Consider the following 25,883-nt stretch of genomic DNA (forward strand, 5'->3'; position numbering starts at 1 on the left):
CGGACCGTCCGGCAAGGCCAAGGCTGCCTCACGCCACCGGATAGGTCCGCCCCTTCCAGGTCGCCGCCCCGGCTTGGCGCGGGCGCAGCAGCGCGTTCCACTGCAGGGCGAGCGTGGTGGCGACGGCGAGCGGGTGCAGCGGAATCGTCCACCACGCCTCGCGGGCCTTCACGGTCACGGCTGCCCGGGTGGCCATCGTGGCGAGCAGGGCCGGAAGCCCCGCCGTCTCGCCCGCCAGCACCAGCAGCCAGGGCAGCAGATGCCCGCCGAACAGGAGCAGCGTCCAGACCGGCAGCGCGCGCGGCGTCGCCATGCCCTCGTGGGCGTTCTTCGAGAAGCCGGCCCAGGCCTGCCCGAACGAGGCGTACATCCGGCAGGCGGCCAGGGGAGCGCCGTCCACGAGATCGGTGCGCAGGCCCGCCCGGCGGAAGAGGCGCGGCAGCTGCACGCCGTCATGCAGGCTCGCGCGCACCGCCGCGTGCCCGCCTGTCGCCCGGTAGGCCTCGCCCTCGATCAGCACGAGCTGCCCGCAGGCGGCACCCAGCGCCGGATGGGGCACGCGGCGCGCGAGCGGGATGGGCAGGTAGCCGAGGAGAAGCAGGTTGATCATCGGCACGGTGAGCCCCTCGCCGAGGCTGCCGGTGATCTGGCGGGGCACGCCGCTGAGGAGGGCGGTGCCGCGGCGGCCGGCCGCGACGGCCAGCGCCGCGGCGGCATCCGGGCCGAGGCGCACGTCGGCGTCGATGAACAGCAGGTGGCGGCCGCGCGCCGCCTGCGCCAGCACATGGCAGGCGTGGTTCTTGCCGGTCCAGCCCTGGGGCAGGGGCGGCACCGCGATCAGCCGCAGGCGCGGATCGCGCGCGGCGAGCGCGGCCACGATCCCGGGCGTGTCGTCCGTCGAGTGGTCGTTCGCCACGATCACCTCGATCGGCACGCCCCGGCTCGCGAGCGCCGCCCCGAGCGTCTCGGGCAGGTTGGCGGCCTCGTTGCGGGCCGGGATCAGGATCGACACGAGGTCGTCCCCGGCCGCCGGTCGCGGAGCCCGCAGGGCGAGCAGGTTGCCGGCCGCGAGCGCGGCCGGGATCAGCGCCAGGACCAGGGCGATGAGGGCGAGGGTCGTCACGCGGGTGTGTCCTTGCCGTGGCCGGGCGCGAAGCGGCGCCCGCCGAGCGCGGCCCCGAGGCGCCGCCACGCATCGTAGATGCCGCCCACACCCCGCCGCCCCTCGACGAGGGCGACGAAGCGGCCGGGCTCGCGGCTGCGCACGTCGGCGCCGAGCCGGTCGAGGGTGGCGGTGAGGTCGGCTTCGAGCCGCGCGAGCCGCGCGGGCCGCGGCAGCCCCAGGAGGTCGCGCGCCGCCAGCGGTCTGCCGAAGGCGGCACAGGCCTCCGCGCCCCGCTCCGCCCAGAAGGCATATTCGACGGCGAGCGGCAGGAAGACGGCGTCGGGGGCGATCTCGGGCAGCCGCGCCACGCCGGGGCGCAGCCCGAGCGGGCGCTCGCGCACGTCGGCGAAGCGACCCTGCGCGGTGATCCACAGGACGCGGTCGGGCCGGGAGAGGATCGCGCGGGCCGCGTGAAGGAAGTCCGCCGCGCCGCGCGGGCTGTCGAGGTCGACGCCGAAGGCGCCGATCCGGCCGAAGATGCCGTATTTCTCCAGCATCGCGGCATCGAAGGGCGCGTAGCCCTCCCGGTCGGGAAACAGCTTGGCGGACAGCAGGATGATCACCGCCGCATCCCACCACGCCGGATGGTTGCAGTACACCACCAGCGGCCCGGGCAGGCCGCTCGTCGCCGGCAGGCCCCAGGTGCTCACCCGCAGGGCATTCAGGTGCCGGCGCAGGTAGCGGTCGAAATAGACCGCCATGAAGCGCCAGAGGGCGGGGGAGCGCCGAAGGGTCGGATCGGGGCGCGTCCCGCCTCTCACGACGCGGTCCGCAGGGCCTCGCCGCGCGCGTCCTGACCCCGCGCATCCTGGTCCATGGCGTCGGCGGCGATCCAGCCCGACATCATCACCATCGGCATGCCCGGCCCCGGATGGGCGGCCCCGCCCGCGAGGTAGAGGCCGCGCACCTCGCGCGAGCGGTTGCCGGGCTTGAACGCCCCCATGATGCGGCCGTGCGAGGCGAGCCCGTAGATCGCGCCGTTGAGCACCTTGTAGCGGGAATGGATGTCGGCCGGCGTCAGGTGCCGCTCCACCACGATGCGGTCCTCGATGTCGTGGAGGCCGGCGGTGCGCTTGAGCTTGTCGAGGATGGTGCGCCGGTAGGCCGGCAGCATCTGCGTCCAGTCGTGGTGGGGCCGCAGATACGGCGTGTGGACGAGGACGTAGAGCGCCTCGCCGCCCTCGGGCGCCACGGAGGGGTCGGTGACGCTCGGCGCGGCGAGGTAGGCGGTGGGGTCGGGGGCCGGCTCGCCGCGCTTGTAGATCGCGTCGAACTCCTCCTCGGGGTCGCGCGAGAACACGAAGTCGTGGTGGGCGAGATGGTCGTAGCGCTTGTTGAGCCCGAGGTAGAGCACGACGCCCGAGCAGGCCGGCTCGAAGCTCTTCTTCTCGTAGGTCCGCCCGACCTCGCCGCCGACGAGTTCGCGGTAGGTGCGCACCGAATCCATGTTCGAGATGACGCGGTCGTAGGCCACCAGCCCGTCGCGGGTGCGCAGGCCCGCGACTGCGCCGTTCTCCACCGCCACGCCCTCGACCTCGCTGTCGGGCTTGAGGGTGGCGCCGAGTTCGGTGGCGAGCCGCATCAGGCCCTCGGCCACCGCCCGGGTGCCGCCCATCGGGTACCAGACGCCCTCGGCGGTCTGCATGTGGGCGATGGCGCAGAGCACCGCGGGCGCCCCGTAGGGCGAGGAGCCGACATACTGCACGAAGTGGTCGAGCATCTGCGCGAGGCGCGCGTCGCGCACCTTGCCGCGGATGGTGCTGGCCACCGAGGCGTGCATGCGCAGGGACAGCACGTCGCGCAGTGTGCCGGGGTTCATGTTGGCGCGGATGTTGATGGTGTCGAACAGGTCCTCGACCGGCTTCCAGAAGAAGAACCTTTCCGAGATACCGTGCAGGTGCTCGGAGACGCCGATGAAGCGCTTGTAGCCCTCGCCGGCGCCCGCGCCGGGCACGAACCGGTCCATCGCCGCCGCCATCGCGGCGACGTCCTCCTGGAGGTCGATGCGGCTGCCGTCGTCGAAGAAGCAGCGCCATTGCGGGTCGAGCCGGCGCAGGTCCATGTAATCGTGCACGGAGCGGCCGGCTTCGGCGAAGATGCGCTCCAGCACCCGCGGCACGGTGAGGATCGTCGGCCCCATGTCGAAGCGGAAGCCGCCCTCGCGCAGCACCGCGGCCTTGCCGCCGAGCCACGCGTTCTTGTCGTAGAGCGTCACCGCGTGGCCCCGGGCCGCCGCCACGCAGGCCGCCGCCAGACCACCCAATCCCCCGCCGACCACGGCAACCGTCGACCCAGACCGCATCACGGACGTCACTCCCGCAGCGAAAGCCCGGGGAGCGGGCCCGTCGCACACCGAAAAGCTAGACCGCTCTTGCGCACGGTCAACGCTACACCCGGTCGCGCAGGCTCACGGGGTCACCCGGCCGACGACGGCGATCGTCCCGTCCGGGCGGGGGCGCAGCGCCAGCACCTCGCCCTCGGCCGGAAACACCTCGGTCAGCGCCGTGATATTCACCTGATGGGTGACGAGGACGAGGGCGCCCGGCCCGCGCCAGGCGCCGATGCGCTCGCGCAGCGCGGCGGTCTGGGCGGCGCGGTCGCCCGCGGCGAAGAACGAATCGAGGGGCGGAAAGGGCGTGGCTTCCCCGAAGGCGAGGCGCGCCGTGTCGAGGCCGCGGCACCAGCGACTCGCCAGCACCGCGCCGACCCGCACGCCCTCCCGCCGAAACGCCGCGCCGATCCGCCGCGCCTGCGCGCGGCCCGCCTCGGACAGGTTGCGCTGGGTCGCGCACTCCTCCAGCCGGAATCCCGGCGGGTCGCCGGTTCCGGGGGCCTGGGCGTGGCGCAGGATCGCGACGGCGCCGTCGCCCTTGAGGGATTCCCAGGCCGCGCTCTGCGCCGCAGCCGAACCGGCCAGCCACATGCAGCAGAGGATGTGAAGCACGCCGGAGGCGAGCGCGCCCCGCAACCGCAGAGGCGCGTCTGTGAACCACGTCCGCTGCCGCCGACAGTGCATCGGTCGCGGTCTTTCGATGGCTGATCGATCATCGCCGATCCGAGTCGAGGCGATCATCTGTCCGCTCCGCCGATCTTGTTGACTGCGGTTGATGTAGGGCTGCTGATTCCTTTGTCGAACTCCGTTTCGCGATTCATGAACGAGTGATATGCCGCAAATGTAATCGATGTTGCATATCGTAAATCTCGTTCCGGACGGGGTCGCGTATCCCATCTTCGTTTGAAGCGGCGGCAGCTGAGGTGTTAGATCTCCAGTCGCAGCATGATCGGACGGTACCACCCGGCGAGGCGTCGACCGGGGCGCGCCGGCGCACAGCATAGCATAAGGACGATGAGCATGGACTTGCCTGCGTCTGTGCTGGAGAAGATCCAGTCGAACGACCTGCGTGCCGCGGTCGCGCGAGAAGCGGAGGCACCTCGCACCGTCATCGTCGAACTCGACCTGCCGATGCCCGAGCTCAGGACCGTCGCGCCGGGCAACCGTCACGGAACCGGGCGGGCCCGCTTCTCCTTCGCGCCCGCCGAGACCGGTCCGGAAATCGGCGCCAGGATCGCGGATTCGTCCCGCCACATCGCGGAGATCATCGGCAGGCCGCCGGAGACCTTCCTCGAATCCTCGGCCAGTTTCGTGGTCGAGGCCACCGGATCCCAGATCGGTCAGATCGCCGAGATGCCGGCCGTCTCCGCCATCTGGCCCAATACCCAACGCAGGCGCTGATGCCTCAGGCCGCCCGCCGCGACACCAGCGCCACCGCCGTGCCGAGCCCCGCGGCGGCGATGCCGGCCAGCACGGCCCAGGCCGGCCACGCCGCCGCCGCGCCTTCGCCCAGCGCGGTCTGGTAGGCCTCGATCGCCCAGGCGTTCGGGGTGAACCAGCCGAGCGTCTGCAGCCAGGGCGGCATCAGGAAGCGCGGCACCATGCTGCCGCCGATCGCCGACAGGAGCAGCACCCCGAAGGTCGCGACGAGATGCGCCTGCTGGCGCGTGCGTGCGGCCGCGCTGGCGGCGAGCCCGAGGCCCGCCGCCATGCCGGAGACGAGCACGCCCGTGACGAGCCACGGCCCGAACCGGTCGCCCACGGAGACGCCGTACAGGAGCGCGGCGGCGGCGAAGATCAGGGCGCCCTGGGCCAGCCCCTGGAGCACCAGGAACAGGAACTTGCCCACCACCACCACGGCGAGGCCGCCCGGCCCGGCGGCGAGGCGGTCGGCGATACCGGACTGGCGCTCCTCCACCAGCGAGAGGGCGCCCTGCATGGCGGCGAAGAGCAGGAAGACGGCGGCGATCGCCCCCGCATAGTAGCTCACCCGCTCGTTGCCGCCGGCCCGGGCCGTGGAGGTGCGCTCGACGAGGGCGGCGAACGAGAAGGCTTCCCGCTTCGCCCGGCTCTCCGCGAAGGTCTGGTCGAGGAAGGCGCGCTCGTCGGGGCCGATCCGGCCCGTGCGCTCCACATCCGCGACGATGCGCGAGAGCACCACGTCGGGCAGGGCCTCGTTGAGCACCCGCTGCACCTGGCCCAGCGCGATCGGGGTGGCGAGCGCCCGGGCCGGGTTCTCGATCAGCAGGATCGGCGCGGCCTCGCCCGTGCCGGGGCCGCCCGCCGCGAGATCGCCGCGCAGCACCAGGGCCACGTCGACCTCGCCCCGGCGCACCGCGAGGCGCGCATCGCCGGAGAGCCGCGTGAGCCGCAAGGCCGGATCGGCCTCGAGCGCCGTCACGAGGCGCGCGGTGGTGGCCGTGCGGGCCTCGTCCAAGAGGCCGAGATGGATGCGCACCCGGTCCCCGACCGCGCCCGAGAAGATCGCCGCGAAAACCGAAAAGATCACGCTGGGCAGCACGAAAGCCATCACCAGGGCGGCCCGGTCGCGCAGGAGGGTGAGGAGCATCACCCGGAAGGCGGCCCCGATCATCCGGCGGTCTCCGCGAGCGGGCGGGCGCCGTCGAGCGCGTCGAGGTACAGGGCTTCGAGGCCGGGTTCGCGCACCCGGATCTCGCGCACCGGCACGCCTTTCTGGCGCAGGAACGCGAGGAGCGCTGCGCCGTCGCGCCCCTCCGCCACCGCATCCGAGGCCCGCCACGTCAGCGCGCCGACCGGGTGGAAGCCCGCTGCCCGCAGGGCCGCCGCCGCCACGGGAGAGGCCGGGTCGCTCAGCGCCACCTCGTGCTCGGGAGGCCCGGTGCGCAAAGCAGCGAGCAAGTCCGGCAGACGCCCCTCCAGGCCGATCCGGCCGGCGCGCAGGACGGCGACGCGGTCGGCGAGACGCTCGGCCTCGGCGAAATCGTGGGTGGCGATGAGGAGCGCGGCGCCCCTCGCCCGCAGGCGGTCGAGGAGCCCGTGGATCGCCGCGCGCGCGACCCGGTCGATGCCCTGCGTCGGCTCGTCGAGGAGGATCAGGTCCGGCTCGGCGAGGAGCGCCGCGGCGATGTTCGCCCGGCGCTGGTAGCCGCCCGAGAGCACGCCGACGAGCGCGTCCGCCACATCGTTCAAGGATGCCCGCGCCAGCACGCGCGCCACGGCCTCCCCCCGCTCGCCGCGCCTCAGGCCGGCGAGGCGCGCGAACACGTCGAGGTTCTCGCGCACGGTGAGGCGGGGATAGAGGGCGATCTCCTGCGGAACCCAGCCGATGCGCCGCCGCACGGCGCGCTCGCGCGCGGGCTCGCCGCCCGCCACCCGCAGGCTGCCGCCCTGCGGCGCCAAGCCCCCGGCCAGGAGCCGCATCAGGGTGGTCTTGCCGGCACCGTTCGGTCCGAGCAGGGCGACCGTCTCCCCGGTGAACAGGGTGAGATCGACGCCGTCGAGCACCGGCGCATCGCGGTAGCGCAGCCCGAGGCCGCGGGCCACGACGATCGTTTCGGGCCGCATGGCCGAAGGCCCGTGAGGGCTCAGCGTCGGGCCGGCAGGGGCTTCACCGCCGCGCCCGAGAAGCGACCGGGCGCGACCTCGTCAAGGCCGCGCGGCTGGAAGCGGGCCGCGACCTCGCCCGCCGGGGCGCCGATGAGGCCGGCCGGCGGCGTGCCGCGGGGCGCCGCGCGGGTCTCGGAGAGACGCACGGGCCGGCCCGGCGCCGAGGCCGGATCGGCGGCCGCCGCGAAGAGGGCGCGCAGCTGCGCCTTGGCGTCGCCCGAGGCCGCTTCCGCGGCCGGGGAGCGGGCCGGGCGCGGCTGCAGCATCGCGCCGAGCGCGGCCGGGTCGGCAGTCGCGACCTGGATCGCCGCGGGACGCGCGGGGGGCAGGGGCGCCGTCACCAGGGCCTCGGCGAGGCCGACGAACTCGGCGGGACGACGCGGCGGCAGCGGCGCGGCGGCCTCGATCGGGGCCGGGAGCGCCGGCGCGGCGGCTTGGCGCACGGCCTCGGGCACCTTCGGGACCTCCGTGGTCCTGGGCGCTTCGGCGGGGGCCGCCTGGGGCGGGGGAAGATCGGCCAGCAGCGCCGCGCGGGGATCGGGGGCGGCCGCGTAGGCCAGCGCGCTGCGGGTGCCGCCGTCCTCCGCGCTCGCGAGGGCCACCGGGCGCACTCGCGCGGGCGCCCGCGCGGCCACCGGGGCCGGGGCCGGCGCGGTCTGCGAGCCGCCGCCGAACAGGGCCGTCCAGAGCTGGCGGATGACGTTGGGGCTCTCCTCCTCGTCGAGCGCCGCCATCGCCTGGCTGTAGCCCATCACGGTGCCGCCGCGGGCGATGATCTCGGCCTTCGCCTCCTCGTAGCCCGGCATCATGCGGCCCTCGCGCGGCAGGTGCACGGTGCGCCCGTCGGGGAAGAGACGCGCCAGCTGATCGTAGGGCATGCGCGGCCAGGAGCGCACGGAGCCCACGTCGAGATGCACGAAGGGATTGTGGGAATGCGGATACCAGCCGACCCCGCCGCGCTGCATGCGCATGCCCACCGCCCGGATGTCGTCCACCGAGACGTCGGTGAGGAAGAAGTCCATCGCCTTGCCGAGCATGTGCTGGCTGTGCTCGGCGACTGCCCGGGAGCGGCGGCGCAGGGCCGCGTTGGTCTGGGGCGAACGGTAGGCCGAGACGACGTGGACGGCGTCGCGCGATCCGGCGGACCGGTGGGCCTCCCAGACCACGTCGAACAGGCGCGGATCCATCTTGGTCGGCTCGTCGATGCGCCAGTCACGCAGCAGCCAGTTCAGCTGCTCCAGGGCGGCCCGGTCGTAGCGCCCGTCCCGCCTGAAGGTGACGGTCAGGCTTTCCTTGGTGTGTTCGTGCACGATCGAGAGCGTGCGGGTGTCGCCGTTCGCCACGGCGTCCTGGGTGCCGCGGGTGCCCACCACGAGGGCGCCGAGGGCGGCCGCCACGAGCGCGGCGCGGCGCGTGGAGCGGGACACGCGAAGGAGGGGCTCGTTGTCCGCGCGGCGGGACCGGGGCAGGCGAAGGGTCTCGGCCGCCTGACGGCCGGCACGCAGCAGCGCTCGCACGATGGTCTCCACCCCCGCAATCGCCGCTCCAGTGCGGCCGCCATGGTGAACCCAAGGTTGCCGAGAACCGTGAAAGGACGGTTACCGGGTCGCTCGGTCCCCCTTTCCGGGCGTGGTTAAGCCTTAACCGTGGCGAAAATCGGCCGCGGCTCACGCGATCGTGTGGATCGCGCTACCACCAGCCCCGCCGGGCCGGCGCCTCGTCGTTCGGCCAGCGCCAGCCGCCCGCCGGAGCGCCGCCGGGCGGCGGGGACGCGGGCGGCTCGACCTGCTGGGCGACGGCGCGGGGCGGCCGCGGCGCCTGGGCGAGCGTGCGGGCAGGCCGCGTCTCCTGCGGCCGGGTCTGCCGGTGCGGCGGCTGAACCGCATCCTGGCGACGAACCTCCCGGGACCGCGTCTCGTGCGGGCGGGCATCCGGGGCCGGCAGGGCAGGGGGCTTCGCGCCGGGCTTGCGGCCGGCCTCGGGCGCCGCCGCGGCCTCGGCGGCAAGACCGAGCGCCACCTTCACCCGGGCGTTGATGCCGTAGAGGTCGTCGATGCCGCGCAGGGACCCGGTCTCGTCCGCGACGAGCGTGAAGTAGGCGAGGTGGACCGGCAGCTTCTCGGGCAGCATCACGGTCCGCTCGCCCTTGCCGATCAGCTTCTTGAGCCGCTCGGTCGGCCATGTCGGCCCGAGCACGACCTGGGCGAACCGGAAGGGGTCGTCCACGCGCACGCAGCCGTGGCTGAGCGCCCGGGCGCTGCGGGCGAAAAGCGAGCGGTTGGGCGTGTCGTGCAGGTAGACCGCGTGGTCGTTGGGGAACATGAACTTAATGAAGCCGAGGGCGTTGCGCTCGCCCGGCGGCTGGCGCACCGCGATGCTGTTGCCGCGCCGCACCACCTCGTAGCCCAGGCGGGCCGCGTAGTTCGGGTCCCTGGCGAGGCGGGGCAGGAACTCGTTCTTGAGGATCGAGGGCGGCACGTTCCAGGATGGGTTGACCACCGCATAGGTCATCTCCCCCGAGAAGACCGGCGTCGGGGATTCGGGCTTGCCGACGATCACCCGCGCCTCGTCGAGGACCCGGGTCCCGTTCATCACCCGCACCTTGTATTCGGGGATGTTGACCCACACGAAGGTGCGCCCGAGATCCGCCGGCAGCCAGCGCCAGCGCTCCATGTTGGCCAGGATGTCCGCTTCCTGGCGCCCGGGCGACGGGCCGGCCAGGGCCGCCACCGTCTCGGGCGTGAGGATGCCGTTGGCGGCCAGACCCCGCTCGCGCTGGAAGCGCTCGACGGCGCCCGCCACGGCGGCATCGTAGGTGTCCGCATCCGCGGCGCTGGCGAGACCGAAGCGGGCGCGGATCAGCGGCACGCGGGCATCCCGCATGCCGGCCTTGAGCACGGGACCCTTGGGCAGGCGCACCATCGGGCCGGCGCGGCCGGGCGTCTGCGCGCGCAGGGCCGCGAGCTTCGCCTTGAGGGCGCGGTAGCCGGGATGCGGCGGGTTGAGGGCCTGCAGCAGCGCGCCCGCGCCGGGGCCTGCGCTCGCGAGCGGGCCGAGCAGGGCGTCGGGCGCCGGCAGATCGAGCTTGGGGGTGATCAGGCGCGACAGCCGCGAGGGGTCGATGCGTCCGCCCCGCGCGTCGCGGGCGTAGAGCGCGGCGGCGGCCGAAAGCTTCACGTCCGCCTCGGCGAGGTCGGCCGGGCTGCGGGTCGGCAGGCCGAGCAGCGGGATCGGGTAGTTGAGGGGATCGAGCCCGTCCTCGCCCGCGGCTTCGAGCCGCGCGATCACCGCCCGCGCGGCCTCGGTCCAGGCCCCGTCAGCGAGCCAGACCGGCTTGAAGGCGCCGAGCGCGTAGAAGGCCTGCACCGCCTCGCGCTCCTTGCGGCCGAGGCGGCGGATCAGCGGCACGTTGGCATCCGCGAGCTTGGTCGCGATGGCCGCCGCGACCGGATCCTCGGGCAGCGGCGGGGGCGTGGGCGCCGCGGCCGTGGCTGCCGGGGGCTCGGCGGGCGACGGCAGCGCGGCGGCCGGCGGCTCGACGGCCGGCGCATCGCTCGCGGGTGCGGCGGCCGCAGCGACCCCCGCCGGGGGCTCCTCGGCCCGCGCTGCCGCGAGACCGGCCATCAGCACCGCGACAAGTGCGGCGGTCCTGCGCCCTCGGAGCATCGTCGTCTCCCACCCAACCCGCGGCCGGACCATGCGGCCACGCTGGCAGTCTAGGTCAAGCCGGGCCTTGGCGCACCGTGCGCCAGCGCACATGCGCGACGGCCCTACCGCATGGAACCGAAAGAGGGCGCGGTGTCAGGCCGCGTCCTCGGCCTTCTCCTCGTCGATGCCGAGATCCTTGAGCTTGCGATAGAGGGTCGAGCGGCCGATGCCGAGGCGGCGCGACACCTCGGACATCCGTCCGCGGTAGAATTGCAGGGCGTACCGGATGATCTCGCCCTCCAGTCCCTCCATGGTCTTCATCTCGCCGGTCTCCTCGGCGACGAGCGAGAGGGCATGGGGATCGCGGACCTCGACCCGCACGATCTCGCGCACGGGCGGGGCCTGGGCGAGGCCGTCGGGCAGGCTCGGCGCGGCCGGGATGCGCACGTCGAACCCCTCGACCTGGGCGGCGATCTGCGGGAATTCGGTGACGGTGAGTTCGTCGCCATCCGCCAGCACCACGGCGCGGAAGAGCGCGTTCTCGAGCTGGCGCACGTTGCCCGGCCAGTCGTAGCGGGTGATCAGCGCCATGGCCTCGGGGGTGATCCCCCGCACCCGCTTGCCCTCCTCGGCGGCGAAGCGGGCGCAGAACGAGCGGGCGAGATCCGGAATGTCCTCGCGCCGCGCCCGCAGCGGGGGCAGGGTCATCGGGAAGACGTTGAGGCGGTAGTAGAGGTCCTCGCGGAAGCGGCCCTGCTTCACGAGGTCGAGGAGCGAGCGGTTGGTCGCCGAGACGAGGCGGATGTCGACCCGCACGCTCTTGCGCCCGCCGACCGGATCGACCTCGCCCTCCTGCAGGGCGCGCAGCAGCTTCACCTGCGCGTCGAGGGGCAGCTCGCCGATCTCGTCGAGGAACAGCGTGCCCCCCGACGCCTCCACGAACTTGCCGACATGCCGCTCGGTGGCCCCCGTGAAGGCGCCCTTCTCGTGCCCGAACAGGGTCGATTCCACGAGGTTGTCGGGGATCGCCCCGCAATTGACGGTGACGAAGGGCTTGCCGCGCCGCTCTCCCGAGCCCTGGATCGCACGGGCCAGCACCTCCTTGCCGACGCCGGATTCGCCCTCGATCAGCACCGGGATGTTCGACTTGGCGGCGCGCTCGGCCAGCCGGATCACCCGGCCCATGTCGGGGCTCTTCGAGGTCAGGTCCTTGAAGGAGAGCGAGCCGGTGGCCCGGCGGCGCATGCGCCGAATCTCGTCCTGGAGCTGGTCGACCTGAAGGGCGTTCTTGATCGAGACCTGCAGCCGCTCGGCACCCGCGGGCTTCACCACGAAATCGACCGCCCCCGCCCGCATGGCGGCGACGACGGCGTCGATCGAGCCGTTGGCCGTCTGGACGATCACCGGCGTGTCGAGGGCGCTGCGGCGCATCTCGGCGAGCACGCCGAGGCCGTCGAGGCCGCCCGGCATCACGAGGTCGAGGAGCACCACGTCGATGCCGGGATCGGGCGTGCGCAGGAGGCTCAGGCCCGCCTCGCCGCCCTCGGCCACCACCGCCTCGAACCCGAGGCGGCGCACCATCGCCTCCGCAAGGCGCCGCTGCACGGGATCGTCGTCGACGATCAGCACGGTGGTGGTCATCCTGCTTCCTTCGGTGGACGCGACCGCCGCCGGCTCCCGCGGGGCGCCTTGAGCGCCCCGGGTGGGGGTCGAATCGCGTGGGCTGTTCCGTTTCGAGGCGGATGCTCGCCCACAACCGTAAAGTCGCGCTTAACGGCGTCCGCCGATCGCCGGTTGACCGCCGGAAAAGCGCTCAGGATCTCCGCTGTCTCGATCGCGGATCGCAGGCCCGGCGACCGGCCGGGAGCCGAGACGGGTCGCGGGTCGGCCCGCCGGGGGCCGTCCCTCAGCCGGACAGCGCCGCGCGGATCTTCTTCGCGTGCGCGGCCAGCAGCTCGCCGTTCGCCATGCCGCCCGCGTGGCGGCGCAGTGGCACGCCCTCGAAGCGCGGCACGATATGCACGTGCAGGTGGAATACGGTCTGGCCCCCTGCCGGCTCGTTGTACTGGTAGATCACGAGCCCGTCGGCCTGGAACGCCGCCTTGGCGGCGGCGGCGACCTTCTGGACGGTGGCGAACAGCCGGCCCAGCACCGCCGGATCCGCATCGAGCAGGCCGCGGCTCGGCGCCTTCGGGATCACCAGGGTGTGCCCGTCGCCCTGCGGCATCACGTCCATGAAGGCGAGGGTGTGCTCGTCCTCGTAGACGGTGTGGGCGGGGATCTCGCCGCGCAGGATCTTGGCGAAGATGTTCTGCGGATCGTAGGGCTGCGTCATCGGACCTCCTCGGCGGGCCGGCACGGCGATCGCGTGCGGGCCTGCCAGCCTCTCGTGATGGCGGATCGATCATCGGCGCGCGAGGCGCCGCAGCGACCGGTGCCGCGCCTTACAGGCCGGCCGCCGAGCGGCGCTCCACGAGGCGCGCGAGGTAGGCGGCCCCCAGCGGGATGATGCTGTCGTCGAAGTCGTAGGCCGCGTTGTGGAGCGCGGCGCCCGACTTCTGGCCGAGCCACGCATAGGCTCCCGGCACCGCGAGCAGCATGTCGGCGAAGTCCTCGCTGCCCATCTTGGGCTCGGGATCCGCGTCCACCTTGTCCGCGCCGAACAATTCGGTGGCGACGTCGAGCGCCGCCTGGGCCTGGACCTCGCTGTTGCGGAGCACCGAGAAGATGTCGCGGATCTCGACGTGAACCTCGGCGCCGAAGGCCTTGGCGATGCCCGCACAGGTCTCGCGCATGCGCTCGCCCACCATCGCGCGCACGCCGTCGTCGAAGGTGCGGATGGTGCCGGCGAGATGCGCCTCCTCCGGGATCACGTTGTAGGCCGCTCCCGCATGGACCTGGGTGATCGACACCACCGCGGAATGGACCGGGTCGGTGTTGCGGCTCACGATCGACTGCAGCGCCTGCACCAGGGCGGCCTGCACCACCACCGGATCGACGCCGCGGTTGGGCTGCGCCGCATGCGCCCCGCGCCCGACGATGCGGATGTCGAAGAAGTCCGCCGCCGCCATCGCCGGGCCGCGGCGCACCGCGAGGCGGCCGTAGGGGCCGTTCGGCTGGTTGTGCAGGCCGTAGACCTCGTCGCAGGGGAAGCGCTCGAACAGGCGGTCGGCCAGCATGGCGCGGGCCCCCCCGAGCCCCTCCTCGGCGGGCTGGAAGATGAAGACGGCGGTGCCGTCGAAGTCGCGGGTCTGGCTGAGGTACTTGGCGGCGCCGAGCAGCATCGTGGTGTGCCCGTCATGCCCGCAGGCGTGCATCTTGCCCGGCACCGTCGAGCGATGGGGCAGGTTGGTCGCCTCCTCGATCGGCAGCGCGTCCATGTCGGCGCGCAGTCCGATCCGTCGGTCGCTGAGGCCCCGCCCCTTGAGGATGCCCACCACGCCGGTGCGACCGACGCCGCGATGCACCTCGATCCCCCAGCCGGCGAGCTTGTCGGCGACGATGCCGGCGGTGCGCGTCTCCTCGAACCCGAGCTCCGGGTGGGCGTGCAGGTCACGCCGGATGGCGGTGAGTTCGTCGAGGTCGGCGGCGATGCGGTCGAGAGGAGACATGCGGAAAACGCTCACGCTGGCGCCCGGGCGGGCAAAAATGGCGGCGCATCCTTCACCGGCAGGACGGGCGAGTCCAGCCGGGCCGGCGCAAGGCCCTGGTCGGGTCTCCCTCTGGTCAGGTCTCGCTCTTGCGGAACGGCACCTCGTCCTCGTACTCGCGCACCGCCTCGCGCACGTAGCCCGCCTCGCGGCGCAGGTAGTCGGCGATGGCGGCGCGCAGGCCTGGATCGGCGACGTCGTGCGCCGAGCGGGTGACGACGGGGCGGTAGCCGCGGGCGAGCTTGTGCTCGCCCTGCGCGCCGGCCTCGACCCGGGCGAGGCCGCGCCGGATCGCGAAATCGATCGCCTGATAGTAGCAGATCTCGAAATGCAGGAAGGGATGGTCCTCGATGCAGCCCCAGTTGCGCCCGTAGAGGGCGGCGTCGCCGATCAGGTTGAGGGCTCCGGCGACGGCGCGGCCCTCGCGCCGCGCCATCACCAGCAGGATCCGCTCGGGCATGCGCTCGCCGATGAGCGAGAAGAAGCGCCGGTTGAGGTAGGGCCGGCCCCACTTGCGCGAGCCGGTATCCATGTAGAAGCGGTAGAAGGCGTCCCAATGCGCCTCGGTCAGGTCCGAGCCCGTGACCCATTCGACGCTGAGGCCCTTGGCCAGCGCCTCGCGCCGCTCGCGCCGGATCGCCTTGCGCTTGCGCGAGGCCAGCGCCCCGAGAAAATCGTCGAAGGCGGCGTAGCCCGCATTGTCCCAGTGGAACTGCTGGTCGATGCGCTGCAGGAAGCCGAGCCGGCCCGCCTCGTCCCACTGCGTCTGCGGCAGGAAGGTGACGTGGATCGAGGAGGCCTTCACCTCCTCGCGCAGGGCGCGCAGGGCCGCGGCGAGCGCCGCCACCCCCTCCTGCGGCGCCTCGCCGGGTGCGATCAGGAAGCGCGGTCCCGTCACAGGCGTGAACGGCACGCTCACCTGGAGCTTCGGGTAATACTCGCCCCCCGCGCGCCGGTAGGCGTCCGCCCAGCCGTGGTCGAAGACGTACTCGCCCTGCGAATGGGACTTGAGGTAGCAGGGCGCGACGCCGACGAGGCGCCCCTCGCGCTCGGCCACCACGTGCAGCGGCAGCCAGCCGCTGCGGCCGGAGACGCAGCCGGATTCCTCCAGCGCCGACAGGAAGGCGTGGGTCAGGAAGGGGTTGTGGGTCTCGCCCGTGCCCTGCAGCGATTCGGCCGAGAGGGCGCAGCGGTCCCACTCCGCCGCCGGGATTCCGGAAAGCCCCGGCACGACGCGGACGGTCAGGGCGGCCGGGGCCGGGCCGCCGCAGCCTGTTTCACCGCTCATCTCCATCGCTCCCGAACTAAGTGCCCCTGACGCGCCGGCAAGCCGGGCGAGGGACCCAACCGGGGGGATGCGGCGTTTGTGCCGACGACTGGAGGAGACCCCGTGAGCCCGACCGCCGAAGCCTGGGACGCCCGCATGGACCGCCTGCTGGACCGCCTGCCGGAGCGCGGGCGCGCCACCGTCGCGTGGCTGCGCGCGCCGTCGCGGCGCTGGATCCGCATTCCGGCCGCGCTCCTCCTGATGCTGGGCGGCGTGTTCTCGATCCTGCCCATCCTCGGCCTGTGGATGCTGCCCCTCGGGCTCGCGCTGCTGAGCGAGGACGTGCCGGCCCTCAAGGTGCCGCTGGAGCGCGCGGCGCGCTGGATCGAGCGGCAGTGGCGGCGCTGGCGCGGCCGCGCGTGACCCATGCGCCACGCAAGACCAATCCTCGCCGTCAGTCGGTCATCGTTCAGACTTGATCCATCATCATGTGCCGATGCTCACAGAACCGGGCGCCCGTTTGCCGGATGCTGGCGCCACGTTCGAAAGCGGATCGCGTCATGACCCACTTGTATTTCCACTGCGGTCGCACCGGCGAGTTGCTCCTCGACTATCGCGGAGCCGATGTGACCGATCTCGCCGAAGCCCGCGACCGGGCGATGGCGGTGGCCCGCGAGGTGATGGAGAGCGCCTACGGCCACGAGGATTTCTCGGACTGGTTCGTCTGCGTCGGCGACGAGGAGGACGAGGAGGTGCTGCGCATCCCCTTCGTCTCGGCCCTGCCGACCCTGCACTGACCGGCGCCCCCGATCGGCCCGGGGACTTGGTGTGCACCGGCCGGACCGGTGCCCGGTCCGGCGCAGGCCGCTGAGCCGAACCCCTCACCCGCACCGGCGCTGCCCTGGACGATCGGGCCGCGGCGCGCCACCTCTCCCGGCGGGGCAGGATCCCCGTTGCGGATGCCATCGCCCCGTGCAGGTCGCGCCGCGACGTCGGACCTGCAGAGCGGGCCAAGCATGACCGCACACTTCTCCTTCGCCCGGCTCGCCGCCGGGTTCGGCGCCCTGCGGGCGGTCGATGTCGCGGGCCGGGTGCGGCGCGTCCTGCGCGAGCAGGAGGAGGCGGGGCTCGTCTTCGCCTTCCGGGCGCGGCTGATCGCCACCGTGGTGGTCTCGCTCTGGCTGCTCTCCCTCGTCCCCTTCCCGCGCGACCTCTACTACCTCGCCTTCGTCCTGCTGTTCTTCGGCCTGGGCTACGTACCCTACCGGTTGCGCCGCCATCGCCGGGCCCTGGCGATCAAGCTCGGCTTCATCCTGCTCGACGCCGCGCTGGTCACGCTCGTCGTGGTGCTGCCGCCGCCCGCCGGCATCGGGGTGGACTGGCCGATCCAGACGCGGATCCGCGCCACCGAGTACCTCTACCTGCTGCTGCTGCTGGCGGAGGCGAGCCTGACCTATTCCCCGCTGATGGTGCTCTGGACGGGCGCCTCGATCATGGGGGCGTGGTCCATCGCCGTGACCACGATCTACGCGCTGCCCGACACGCTGCGCTACCGCGACGTGGTCGCGCGCCACGGCGGTCCGCTCCCGGACGCGCTCTCGCTGCAGACGATCTACGATCCGCGCTACGTCGGCCTGACGCAGCTGTGGACCCAGATGATCCTCACCGCGCTCTTCACCGGCCTCCTCGCCTGCGCGGTGTTCCGCGCCCGCACGACGCTGCTGTCGCGGGTGCGCGGCGAGGTGGTCCGCGCGGACCTCGCCCGCTACGTCTCGCCGGACGTCGCCGACGCGCTCGCGGCCCGCGCCCATTCGAGCTTCGGCGCGCCGCGCGAGCGGGTGGTGGCCGTCCTGTTCGCCGATCTCGTCGGCTTCACGGGCCTCGCCGAGCGGCTGCGTCCTGAGGCCGTGCTGGCGCTTCTGAAGACCTTTCGCGAGCGCAGCTGCGCCGTGGTGTTCGAGCATGGCGGCACCCTCGACAAGTTCCTCGGCGACGGCTTCATGGCCACGTTCGGCTGCCTCACCGACGAGCCCGGCGCTCCGCGCGCGGCCCTCGCCTGCGCCCTCGACCTCCAGGCCGGGATGGCGCGCTGGAATGCCGAGCGGCAGGCGGCGGGAGAGCCGCTGGTCGCTCTCTCGATCGGCCTGCATTGCGGCACGGTCGTCGTCGGCACCATCGGGGCGCAGCAGCGCGTCGAATTCACGGTGGTGGGCGACGTGGTCAACGTGGCGAGCCGGCTGCAGCAGGCGACCCGCGAGCTTGGCGGCGCCATCGTCGCCTCCGCCTCCTGCCTGGCCGCCGCCGAGCGCTCGGGCCAGCCGGCCCACGACTTCGGGGAGAGCCGCGAACTGACGCTGCGCGGCCGCAGCCAGCCGATTCGCGTGCGGGTCTGGTCGGGCGATCGGGCGGCCGGATATCAGCGGCCATCCGACGTGTGACATCGGCACTCCGGAGCGGGCCCGCCGCCCGGCCGCTGCCTTCATCCCGCCGCCCTGCGCGACACGGCGTCCCGGCCCGCATTGACAAACCGGGGTGCCTGGGGGCACACTCGCATCTGGTATACAGTCGACCTAAGACGAAGCCACGGCGACGGGCGCCATGAGGGTGCCGACGCCGCGGGTCTCCGGAGCGGGTGAAGCCGGCCGGGATCCCGACAATCCGACAAAACAAGAATCGAAGGGGGGACGCTCATGCCACGACCAGACAGGCATTCGCCGGCCTGAGAGCGGCTAAGAGGCCAGTCCTCGACACAATCGATCAAGAAGCGGCCCGGGCCGAGCCCGGAGCCGACGCGGGAGCCTGCGCGCCGCTTGGTGCGGCGCGCCCGCCGATCATCGCCCGAACGGGCGACCACCAAGGTGAGGAAACCGACCCATGACCTCCGTTGCCGCATCGCGCGCGCAAGCCACTCCCATCGCCGGGCGATGGCTCCAGCTCACCCTCGGGGTGGTCTGCATGGTGGCCGCCGCCAACATCCAGTACGCCTGGACCCTGTTCGTCCCCGAGATCCAGAAGACCTTCGGCTGGGACCGCGCCGCCATCCAGGTCGCCTTCACCATCTTCGTCGTCACCCAGACCTGGCTCACCCCCATCGAGGGCCACTTCATCGACCGCTACGGCCCCAGCCGCGTCGTCATGGCCGGCGGCCTCTTCACCGGGCTGGCCTGGGTCATCAACTCCTACGCCACGTCGCTCACCGGCTACTACCTCGGCGCGGTGGTCGGCGGCATCGGCGTGGGCTGCGTCTACGCCACCTGCATCGCCAACGCGCTCAAGTGGTTTCCCGACCGGCGCGGCCTCGCCGTGGGCCTGACCGCGGGCGGCTACGGGGCCGGCTCGGCGCTCACCATCCTGCCGATCGCCTCGATGATCGCCGACGGCGGCTTCCAGAAGGCCTTCTTCGTCTTCGGCCTGATCCAGGGCGCGCTGATCATCCTGGCCTCGATCGGGCTGCGCTCGCCGGCCAAGGGCGAGATCACCTTCTCGTCGAAGGTGCTGCAGTCGCGCCGCGACTACACGCTGCCGGAGGCGCTGCGCACCAAGGTCTTCTGGGTGATGCTGGTGATGTTCACCTGCACGGTGACCGGCGGCCTGATGGCGGTGGCGCAGCTGGGCGTGATCGCGCAGGATCTGGGGGTGAAGAACTTCCAGGTGAACCTGTACTTCTTCGCCATGGCGGCACTGCCCTTCGCGCTGATGCTGGACCGGATCATGAACGGGATCTCGCGGCCGCTGTTCGGCTGGGTGTCGGACCGGATCGGGCGCGAGAAGACGATGTTCATCGCCTTCTCGATGGAGGGGATCGGCATCGTGGCGCTGGGCTACTTCGGCTCCAATCCGTGGGCGTTCGTGATCCTGAGCGGGATCGTGTTCCTGGCCTGGGGCGAGGTGTACTCGCTGTTCAGCGCGACGGCGGCGGACACGTTCGGCTCGGCGCATATCGGCAAGATCTACGGCGTGCTCTACTGCGCCAAGGGCGTCGCGGCGCTGCTGGTTCCGTTCGGCAACATCCTGATGCAGGCGACGGGCACCTGGGCGACCGTGCTGTACACGGTGGCGATCATGGACCTGATCGCCGCGACGCTGGCGATCACGGTGCTGCGGCCGATGCTGATCCGCCACCACGCCGCCAACGGCACCGTCCCGGCCAACGCCCACTGAGGCTGGCACCATGCGGGGACCCGATGCCGGGTCCCCGTCGTCCCATCTCCCGCTGAGGCTCCGGCGCACCGACGCGCAGAACGGGCGGGTTCACCCCGGTCCCGAGCCGCAGCCATCAAGAAACCAGGAGCCATCCGATGGAAACAATCGTCAAGACGCAGCCCGAACCCGCCACCGACAACAGCCACGCGTCGGCCGCGCCCGCCGCGGAGCGCGACCTGACCGACGGCTTCCACCTCGTCATCGATGCGCTCAAGCTCAACGGCATCGACACCATCTACGGTGTGCCGGGCATTCCGATCACCGATCTCGGCCGCCTCGCCCAGGCCGAAGGCATGCGCGTGGTCTCGTTCCGGCACGAGCAGAACGCCGGCAACGCCGCGGCGATCGCCGGCTTCCTGACCAAGAAGCCCGGCATCTGCCTCACCGTGTCGGCGCCCGGCTTCCTCAACGGGCTGACCGCGCTCGCCAACGCCACCACCAACTGCTTCCCGATGATCCTGATCTCGGGCTCGTCCGAGCGCGAGATCGTCGACCTGCAGCAGGGCGACTACGAGGAGATGGACCAGCTCGCCATCGCCAAGCCCCTCTGCAAGGCCGCCTTCCGGGTGCTGCATGCGGCCGATATCGGCATCGGCGTGGCGCGCGCGATCCGCGCCGCCGTCTCGGGCCGTCCGGGCGGCGTCTACCTCGACCTGCCGGCCAAGCTGTTCTCGCAGGTGATGGATGCCGAGGCCGGTGCCAAGTCGCTCGTCAAGGTGATCGATCCGGCGCCCGCGCAGATCCCGGCCCCGGACGCCGTCCGCCGTGCCCTCGACGTGCTCAAGAGCGCCAAGCGGCCGCTGATCATCCTCGGCAAGGGCGCGGCCTACGCGCAGGCCGACGAGGCCGTGCGCGCGCTCGTCGAGACGAGCGGCATCCCGTACGTGCCGATGAGCATGGCCAAGGGCCTCTTGCCCGACACGCACCCGCAATCGGCCGGCGCGGCGCGCTCGATGGTGCTCAAGGACGCCGACGTCGTCCTGCTGCTCGGCGCGCGCCTCAACTGGCTCCTGTCGCACGGCAAGGGCAAGACCTGGGGCGCGCCCGGCTCGAAGAAGTTCATCCAGGTCGACATCGAGCCGCGCGAGATGGATTCGAACGTCGAGATCGTGGCGCCCCTCGTGGGCGACATCGGCTCCTGCGTCACCGCGCTCCTCGGCGGCATGCGCGGCGACTGGCCGGCCCCGCCGGCCGAGTGGACCGGCGCCATCGCCAAGAAGAAGGAGGAGAACCTCTCCAAGATGGCCTCGAAGCTCGGCAAGAACGCCGCGCCGATGGACTTCCACGGCGCGCTCGGGGCGCTGCGCACCATCATCAAGGAGCGGCCGGACGCCATCCTGGTCAACGAGGGCGCCAACACCCTCGACCTCGCCCGCTCGGTGATCGACATGTACCAGCCGCGCAAGCGGCTCGATGTCGGCACCTGGGGGGTGATGGGCATCGGCATGGGCTTCGCCATTGCGGCCGCGGTCGAGACCGGCAAGCCGGTGCTGGCGGTCGAGGGCGACAGCGCCTTCGGCTTCTCCGGCATGGAGGTGGAGACGATCTGCCGCTACAACCTCCCGGTCTGCATCGTCATCTTCAACAACAACGGCATCTATCGCGGCACCGACACCGACCCGACCGGCCGGGATCCCGGCACCACCGTGTTCGTGAAGGATTCGCGCTACGACCGGATGATGGAGGCGTTCGGCGGCGTCGGCGTCCACGTGACGACGCCCGACGAACTCTCCCGCGCCGTCAACGAGGCGATGGATTCGGGCCGGCCGACCCTCATCAACGCGGTGATCGACCCGCAGGCGGGCACCGAGAGCGGCAACATCGGCAGCCTCAACCCGCAGAGCGGGATCCGCAAGAAGTAAGCCTCCCTGCGCCCGGCCCCGCGGCCGGGCGCTCCGGAGCCTCGTCCGACGAAGCGGATGCCGGTTCGTCGACGACAATACCGGATACTCCAAGATCCTGAGCAGGCTCCGCCGGTCCTCGCGCCCGGCGGAGCTTCGCCATGCCCGCCCGCGCGGCGGGCGCCCCTTCCCTTGCCTGCGGAGACGCTGACGTGACCACCGCCGTCGCCCCCGAACCGGACGAGGCCGTGCTCGATCCGGGTCTCGTCGGCTGCCTCGCCTTCGCGCACCGGCTGCCGACGCGCGAGCCTCTGCCGCCGGGCCGGCACGCGCTGGGCCTGTTCGCCGAGCGCGACGCCGTGCTGCACGTGCCGCCCGGCCTCGACGCCCGCCGCCCGACACCCCTCGTGGTCCTGTTCCACGGCGGGGGCGGCAGCGCCGAGAAGATCCTGCCGATGCTGGCAGGCCATGCCGACGCGCAGCGCTTCCTGCTGCTCGCGCCGCAATCGCTGTTCCCGACCTGGGACCTCGTCATCGCGGGGCACGGCCCCGACCGCGAGCGGCTCGACGCGGCGCTCGCCGCGGTGGCGAGCCGCTTCCTCATCGATCCGGCGCGTCTCGCCTTCGCGGGCCATTCGGACGGCGGCAGCTACGCGCTCTCGCTCGGGCTCACCAACGGCCATCTCGCGAGCCATCTGATCGTCTCGTCGGCGGGCTTCCTGGCGGTGCAGCGGCAGACCGGCGCACCGCGCATCTTCCTGTCGCATGGGACGCGGGATGCGCAGATCCCGATCGACCGCAGCGCCCGCACCCACGCCCGCCTGCTGGACCAGGCGGGCTACGACCTCACCTACGTCGAGTACGACGGTCCGCACGCCTACGATCCGGCAGTGGTGGCTCGGGCCGTGGCGTTCTTCCTCGCCGATCACGGCGCGGCCGAGCCGGCGCTGCCGCAGGGCTGATCCCGTCTCCGCTTGATCGAAGCGGAGACGGGATCAGCACGCCCGCGCGGTGGAGCCCAAGGCTCCACACGGCTGAGCGAAGCCCACATCCGACATCCCGGAGGGATCAAGCGGATGGGGTATGAGCCGACGCGCGCCGGGCTGGAGCGAGCGGCAGTCCGGCGTCGCCCGTAACGCTCCGCGGAATCCCGATCCCCCCGCACGTCCCGGCCTCCGCGAGGGGCTTCCTGCCCTGCCCGATCGCCTCCGGCGCAAGACCCGGACACAAAAGAAGAACGGCGCGTCTTGCGACGCGCCGTTCCTGTCGTCAGCGGTGTGCGGCGGGGCCGATCAGACTGCGCGCTCCTGGTGCAGCATCTCGATCTGCTGCTCGGAATAGCCGAGGCCGCGCAGCACCTCGTCGGTGTGCTCGCCGAGCAGCGGCGAGGGCTTCACGTCGACGGTCAGGTCCGAGAACTTGATCGGGCTGCCCACCGTCAGGTACTTGCCGAGCTGCGGGTGCGGCACCTCGACGATCGAGCCGCTGGCGCGCAGCGACTTGTCCTCGGCGATCTCCTTCATCGACAGCACCGGCGCACAGGGGATGTCGAACTTGCGCAGGATGTCGACCGCCTCGTACTTGGTCTTGTCGGCGAGCCAGCCCTCGATGAAGGCGAAGATCTCGAAGATCTTGTCCTGGCGGGCACGCGGGGTGTTGTAGGCCGGATCCTCGATCCACTCGGGCTTGCCGAGAGCCTTGCAGATCGGCGCCCAGGCATGGCCCTGGATGGTGAAGTAGATGTAGGCGTTGGGATCGGTCTCCCAGCCCTTGCACTTAAGCACCCAGCCCGGCTGGCCGCCGCCGCCCGCGTTGCCGCCGCGCGGCACCACGTCCGAGAACTCGCCGTGCGGGTACTGCGGGTACTCCTCGAGGTAGCCCAGCGCATCGAGGCGCTGCTGGTCGCGCAGCTTCACGCGGCAGAGGTTGAGCACCGCGTCCTGCATCGACACGGCGACCTTCTGGCCCTTGCCGGTCTTGTTGCGGGCATGGAGCGCCGTGAGGATGCCGATGGCGAGGTGCATGCCGGTGTTGGAGTCACCCAGCGCCGCGCCGCTCACGGTGGGGGGACCGTCCCAGAAGCCGGTGGTCGAGGCCGCGCCGCCCGCGCACTGCGCCACGTTCTCGTAGACCTTCAGGTCCTCGTAGTGATGGCCCTCGCTGAAGCCCTTCACGGAGGCCACGATCATGCCGGGGTTCAGCTCGTTGATGCGCGCCCAGGAGAAGCCCATGCGGTCGAGCGCGCCGGGGCCGAAATTCTCGACGAGAACGTCCGACTCCTTGATCAGCTTCTCGAGCACTTCCTTGCCCTGCGGGGTCTTGGTGTCGAGCGTCAGGGAGCGCTTGTTGCTGTTCAGCATCGTGAAGTAGAGCGCGTCCGCCTCGTCGATGTGGCGCAGCTGGGAGCGCGTGACGTCGCCGGCGCCGGGGCGCTCGACCTTGATCACGTCGGCGCCGAACCAGGCGAGGAGCTGCGTGCAGGCCGGGCCGGCCTGGACGTGCGTGAAGTCGATGATCTTGATGCCTTCCAGCGGCTTGCTCATCTTGGTGTGCTCCCTAAACGATCTACGGGCAATGTCGTCCGTCCCGGATCTTGTGGTCGATCCGGTGCGTGAGCTCCGATCTGGAGACTTCACATACTCCGGCTAGTCACGGGGGTGACCGGCCTCGAGTTCGCTCAAGCGCTTACGCAGGGCCCTCTCTTCGGCCCAGCGGCTGGTCTCGTCGCGGATGACTGCGACGATCCCGGTGACCTCGTCGTCGGCTCCGTGCAGGAGCCCGACCGTGAAGGAGATGGACAGGGTGTGTCCGTCCTTGTGCAGGGCCGGCACCCGCAGCAGCGCGCTGCCGTACTTGGTGACGCCGGTGCGCATCGTGTTGGCGTAGCCGTCCCAGTGCCGCTGGCGCTGGCGTTCCGGCGTGATCAGGTCGAGGGAGCGCCCGAGGGCCTCCTCCCGCGAGTAGCCGAAGATCCGCTCGGCAGCCGGATTCCAGACCACGATCGCACCCTTCGGGTCCGAGACTACGACCGCGTCGCCTGTCGCATTGACCAGTTGCTCGAAGTTCCAGGCAAATCCCATCACGCTCGTCCGCTCACACGCCTCAGCAGAAGTCCGTCGTTCTTCGGGCTCTCTCACGTTGAGAGCACAAGTCCGAGACCGACGTCTCGCTGCTCGCTGGCGATGTGCTGGTTGTGATCAGGGATCATGGAATTCCATCCTCCCGGCACCGCGACAGGGCCTTGCTTCAGGACCGCCTTGGGCGGTCTCGCCGATAAATCGGCTTGTTCTTGTGGCATGTGGTATGCCAGATTATGGAGGGTGTCAAGCGGAGGATTGGCATCCGGCGACGAGCGGATGGCCCGCAGCGACCGGGGCAGGGGCGGCGGGGCGGCGGGCGAGCCGCCCGGGTGCAGCCCAGCTGTCGGGATCGTCGGGCCTGCGCTGGTCGCCAGGACGCCCAAAAGGACGCCAGAGCCTTCAAGCCGGGTGGAAGCAAGATGAACGAGCCGTTCACCGTCACGCCGATCGTCCCGGCCGCCAACCTGCGGACGCTGGTCTACGAATCCCTGAAGGCCGCCATCAGCCAGATGGACATCTACGGCTCACGCCAGGAGATCCGCCTCGACGAGCGGCGCCTGTCGCGGGATCTCGGCGTGAGCCGCACGCCCGTGCGGGAGGCCTTCACGGTGCTCGAACAGGAGGGGTTCGTGCGCTCGGAGGCCCGGCGCGGGGTGTTCGTGGTGCGCAAGACCAAGCGGGAGATCGTCGGGATGATCCACGCCTGGGCGGCGCTGGAGAGCATGGCAGCCCGCCTCGCCTGCGCGCGCGCCAGCGACGCGCAACTGACCGCGCTCAAGACCATGTTCCCGCAATTCTACGACGGCACGCCCGCGGAGCACATCGACGAGTACTCCGACGCCAACATCCGGTTCCACCAGACCATCATCGCGCTCGGCCAGTGCGAGATCTTCGAGGGGCTGTCCAGCAACCTGATGATCCACGTGCGCGGCATCCGCAACGCCGCCCTCCGGAACGAGGGGCGGGCGGAGCGGTCAAGCCGCGAGCATGTCGGGATCATCCGGGCGCTCGAAGCGCGCGACGGCCCGCTGGCCGAGCAGCTCGTGCGCGAGCACGGGCTCGGCCTCGCGGCGCATGTGGACCGTTTCGGCGACTACCTCTCGTGAGGG

Annotated in this window: 22 protein-coding genes; 8 read left to right on the forward strand and 14 right to left on the reverse strand. The window is 71.9% G+C overall.

The window, feature by feature from the left end:
- Positions 1-28: 28 nt before the first annotated feature.
- The 4 genes from MFF61_RS25195 to MFF61_RS25210 form a co-directional block, all read right to left on the reverse strand.
- On the reverse strand, positions 29-1,123 hold the full coding sequence (locus MFF61_RS25195) for a glycosyltransferase family 2 protein (RefSeq protein WP_238240392.1): 1,095 nt from the start codon (positions 1,121-1,123) through the stop codon (positions 29-31).
- Complete coding sequence (locus MFF61_RS25200; RefSeq protein ID WP_238240501.1) at positions 1,120-1,866, reverse strand: lysophospholipid acyltransferase family protein; 747 nt, start codon at positions 1,864-1,866, stop codon at positions 1,120-1,122. Before MFF61_RS25200 ends, MFF61_RS25195 begins: the two co-directional genes overlap by 4 nt.
- 56 nt (positions 1,867-1,922) lie before the next feature.
- Positions 1,923-3,467, reverse strand: coding sequence for a phytoene desaturase family protein (locus MFF61_RS25205; RefSeq protein ID WP_238240502.1), 1,545 nt, complete (start codon positions 3,465-3,467; stop codon positions 1,923-1,925).
- A 105-nt stretch (positions 3,468-3,572) separates the two neighbouring features.
- Positions 3,573-4,109, reverse strand: coding sequence for a histidine phosphatase family protein (locus MFF61_RS25210; RefSeq protein WP_238240396.1), 537 nt, complete (start codon positions 4,107-4,109; stop codon positions 3,573-3,575).
- 333 nt (positions 4,110-4,442) lie between these two features.
- Here MFF61_RS25210 and MFF61_RS25215 point away from each other — a divergent pair, with 333 nt between their 5' ends.
- Positions 4,443-4,898: a hypothetical protein gene (locus MFF61_RS25215; protein WP_238240398.1), complete on the forward strand. Its 456-nt coding sequence runs from the start codon at positions 4,443-4,445 to the stop codon at positions 4,896-4,898.
- Positions 4,899-4,902: 4 nt separating this feature from the next.
- Here MFF61_RS25215 and MFF61_RS25220 read toward each other — a convergent pair whose 3' ends face one another.
- The 8 genes from MFF61_RS25220 to MFF61_RS25255 all read right to left on the reverse strand — a co-directional run bounded on the left by MFF61_RS25220 (position 4,903) and on the right by MFF61_RS25255 (position 15,671).
- Positions 4,903-6,090: an ABC transporter permease gene (locus tag MFF61_RS25220; protein WP_238240399.1), complete on the reverse strand. Its 1,188-nt coding sequence runs from the start codon at positions 6,088-6,090 to the stop codon at positions 4,903-4,905.
- Positions 6,087-7,043, reverse strand: a complete 957-nt coding sequence (locus MFF61_RS25225) for an ABC transporter ATP-binding protein (RefSeq protein ID WP_238240400.1) — start codon at positions 7,041-7,043, stop codon at positions 6,087-6,089. Before MFF61_RS25225 ends, MFF61_RS25220 begins: the two co-directional genes overlap by 4 nt.
- Positions 7,044-7,063: 20 nt before the next feature.
- Positions 7,064-8,512, reverse strand: coding sequence for a peptidoglycan L,D-endopeptidase MepK (locus MFF61_RS25230; RefSeq protein WP_238240401.1), 1,449 nt, complete (start codon positions 8,510-8,512; stop codon positions 7,064-7,066).
- A gap of 262 nt (positions 8,513-8,774) precedes the next feature.
- Positions 8,775-10,751 carry a L,D-transpeptidase family protein gene (locus tag MFF61_RS25235; RefSeq protein ID WP_238240402.1) on the reverse strand — a complete coding sequence of 659 codons (1,977 nt, stop codon included), beginning with the start codon at positions 10,749-10,751 and terminating at the stop codon, positions 8,775-8,777.
- A 135-nt stretch (positions 10,752-10,886) separates the two neighbouring features.
- On the reverse strand, positions 10,887-12,374 hold the full coding sequence (locus MFF61_RS25240; protein WP_238240403.1) for a sigma-54-dependent transcriptional regulator: 1,488 nt from the start codon (positions 12,372-12,374) through the stop codon (positions 10,887-10,889).
- A 265-nt stretch (positions 12,375-12,639) separates the two neighbouring features.
- Positions 12,640-13,068, reverse strand: a complete 429-nt coding sequence (locus MFF61_RS25245) for an HIT family protein (protein WP_238240404.1) — start codon at positions 13,066-13,068, stop codon at positions 12,640-12,642.
- A 109-nt stretch (positions 13,069-13,177) separates the two neighbouring features.
- Entirely contained in the window at positions 13,178-14,344 is a 1,167-nt protein-coding gene (locus tag MFF61_RS25250) for a M20 aminoacylase family protein (RefSeq protein ID WP_238240406.1), read from the reverse strand.
- 115 nt (positions 14,345-14,459) lie between these two features.
- Positions 14,460-15,671, reverse strand: a complete 1,212-nt coding sequence (locus MFF61_RS25255) for a GNAT family N-acetyltransferase (RefSeq protein WP_373324799.1) — start codon at positions 15,669-15,671, stop codon at positions 14,460-14,462.
- A gap of 102 nt (positions 15,672-15,773) precedes the next feature.
- Here MFF61_RS25255 and MFF61_RS25260 point away from each other — a divergent pair, with 102 nt between their 5' ends.
- From MFF61_RS25260 to MFF61_RS25285, 6 genes are all read left to right on the forward strand, one after another.
- The gene (locus MFF61_RS25260; RefSeq protein ID WP_373324800.1) at positions 15,774-16,073 is read left to right on the forward strand and encodes a hypothetical protein; all 300 of its coding nucleotides are present in this window, start codon (positions 15,774-15,776) and stop codon (positions 16,071-16,073) included.
- Between the two features lie 137 nt (positions 16,074-16,210).
- Entirely contained in the window at positions 16,211-16,447 is a 237-nt protein-coding gene (locus tag MFF61_RS25265; protein WP_238240408.1) for a DUF6894 family protein, read from the forward strand.
- Positions 16,448-16,666: 219 nt separating this feature from the next.
- Entirely contained in the window at positions 16,667-18,088 is a 1,422-nt protein-coding gene (locus MFF61_RS25270) for an adenylate/guanylate cyclase domain-containing protein (RefSeq protein ID WP_238240409.1), read from the forward strand.
- 436 nt (positions 18,089-18,524) lie between these two features.
- On the forward strand, positions 18,525-19,811 hold the full coding sequence (gene oxlT, locus MFF61_RS25275; RefSeq protein ID WP_283206036.1) for an oxalate/formate MFS antiporter: 1,287 nt from the start codon (positions 18,525-18,527) through the stop codon (positions 19,809-19,811).
- A 137-nt stretch (positions 19,812-19,948) separates the two neighbouring features.
- The gene (oxc, locus tag MFF61_RS25280; protein ID WP_238240410.1) at positions 19,949-21,715 is read left to right on the forward strand and encodes an oxalyl-CoA decarboxylase; all 1,767 of its coding nucleotides are present in this window, start codon (positions 19,949-19,951) and stop codon (positions 21,713-21,715) included.
- A gap of 227 nt (positions 21,716-21,942) precedes the next feature.
- Positions 21,943-22,656 (forward strand): alpha/beta hydrolase, encoded by a 714-nt coding sequence (locus MFF61_RS25285; RefSeq protein WP_238240505.1) that lies wholly within the window; start codon positions 21,943-21,945, stop codon positions 22,654-22,656.
- Between the two features lie 330 nt (positions 22,657-22,986).
- On the opposite strand, the gene frc is transcribed toward MFF61_RS25285, so the two are convergent.
- Positions 22,987-24,237 (reverse strand): formyl-CoA transferase, encoded by a 1,251-nt coding sequence (frc, locus tag MFF61_RS25290; protein WP_238240411.1) that lies wholly within the window; start codon positions 24,235-24,237, stop codon positions 22,987-22,989.
- Positions 24,238-24,339: 102 nt separating this feature from the next.
- Positions 24,340-24,774, reverse strand: coding sequence for a PAS domain-containing protein (locus MFF61_RS25295; RefSeq protein ID WP_238240506.1), 435 nt, complete (start codon positions 24,772-24,774; stop codon positions 24,340-24,342).
- A gap of 419 nt (positions 24,775-25,193) precedes the next feature.
- Here MFF61_RS25295 and MFF61_RS25300 point away from each other — a divergent pair, with 419 nt between their 5' ends.
- On the forward strand, positions 25,194-25,880 hold the full coding sequence (locus tag MFF61_RS25300; protein WP_238240413.1) for a GntR family transcriptional regulator: 687 nt from the start codon (positions 25,194-25,196) through the stop codon (positions 25,878-25,880).
- The last annotated feature ends 3 nt before the right edge of the window (positions 25,881-25,883 follow it).

It is taken from the genome of Methylobacterium isbiliense (assembly GCF_022179325.1).
Taxonomy (GTDB): domain Bacteria; phylum Pseudomonadota; class Alphaproteobacteria; order Rhizobiales; family Beijerinckiaceae; genus Methylobacterium; species Methylobacterium isbiliense.

What these genes read in the sequence shown, in the direction of transcription:
- MFF61_RS25200 (WP_238240501.1), bottom strand. Translation starts at nt 1,866, where the DNA reads ATGGCGGTCTATTTCGACCGCTACCTGCGCCGGCACCTGAATGCCCTG.
- MFF61_RS25205 (WP_238240502.1), bottom strand. Translation starts at nt 3,467, where the DNA reads ATGCGGTCTGGGTCGACGGTTGCCGTGGTCGGCGGGGGATTGGGTGGT.
- MFF61_RS25215 (WP_238240398.1), top strand. Translation starts at nt 4,443, where the DNA reads ATGATCGGACGGTACCACCCGGCGAGGCGTCGACCGGGGCGCGCCGGC.
- MFF61_RS25220 (WP_238240399.1), bottom strand. Translation starts at nt 6,090, where the DNA reads ATGATCGGGGCCGCCTTCCGGGTGATGCTCCTCACCCTCCTGCGCGAC.
- MFF61_RS25225 (WP_238240400.1), bottom strand. Translation starts at nt 7,043, where the DNA reads ATGCGGCCCGAAACGATCGTCGTGGCCCGCGGCCTCGGGCTGCGCTAC.
- MFF61_RS25235 (WP_238240402.1), bottom strand. Translation starts at nt 10,751, where the DNA reads ATGCTCCGAGGGCGCAGGACCGCCGCACTTGTCGCGGTGCTGATGGCC.
- MFF61_RS25240 (WP_238240403.1), bottom strand. Translation starts at nt 12,374, where the DNA reads ATGACCACCACCGTGCTGATCGTCGACGACGATCCCGTGCAGCGGCGC.
- MFF61_RS25245 (WP_238240404.1), bottom strand. Translation starts at nt 13,068, where the DNA reads ATGACGCAGCCCTACGATCCGCAGAACATCTTCGCCAAGATCCTGCGC.
- MFF61_RS25250 (WP_238240406.1), bottom strand. Translation starts at nt 14,344, where the DNA reads ATGTCTCCTCTCGACCGCATCGCCGCCGACCTCGACGAACTCACCGCC.
- MFF61_RS25255 (WP_373324799.1), bottom strand. Translation starts at nt 15,671, where the DNA reads ATGAGCGGTGAAACAGGCTGCGGCGGCCCGGCCCCGGCCGCCCTGACC.
- MFF61_RS25265 (WP_238240408.1), top strand. Translation starts at nt 16,211, where the DNA reads ATGACCCACTTGTATTTCCACTGCGGTCGCACCGGCGAGTTGCTCCTC.
- MFF61_RS25270 (WP_238240409.1), top strand. Translation starts at nt 16,667, where the DNA reads ATGACCGCACACTTCTCCTTCGCCCGGCTCGCCGCCGGGTTCGGCGCC.
- oxlT (WP_283206036.1), top strand. Translation starts at nt 18,525, where the DNA reads ATGACCTCCGTTGCCGCATCGCGCGCGCAAGCCACTCCCATCGCCGGG.
- oxc (WP_238240410.1), top strand. Translation starts at nt 19,949, where the DNA reads ATGGAAACAATCGTCAAGACGCAGCCCGAACCCGCCACCGACAACAGC.
- frc (WP_238240411.1), bottom strand. Translation starts at nt 24,237, where the DNA reads ATGAGCAAGCCGCTGGAAGGCATCAAGATCATCGACTTCACGCACGTC.
- MFF61_RS25295 (WP_238240506.1), bottom strand. Translation starts at nt 24,774, where the DNA reads ATGGGATTTGCCTGGAACTTCGAGCAACTGGTCAATGCGACAGGCGAC.
- MFF61_RS25300 (WP_238240413.1), top strand. Translation starts at nt 25,194, where the DNA reads ATGAACGAGCCGTTCACCGTCACGCCGATCGTCCCGGCCGCCAACCTG.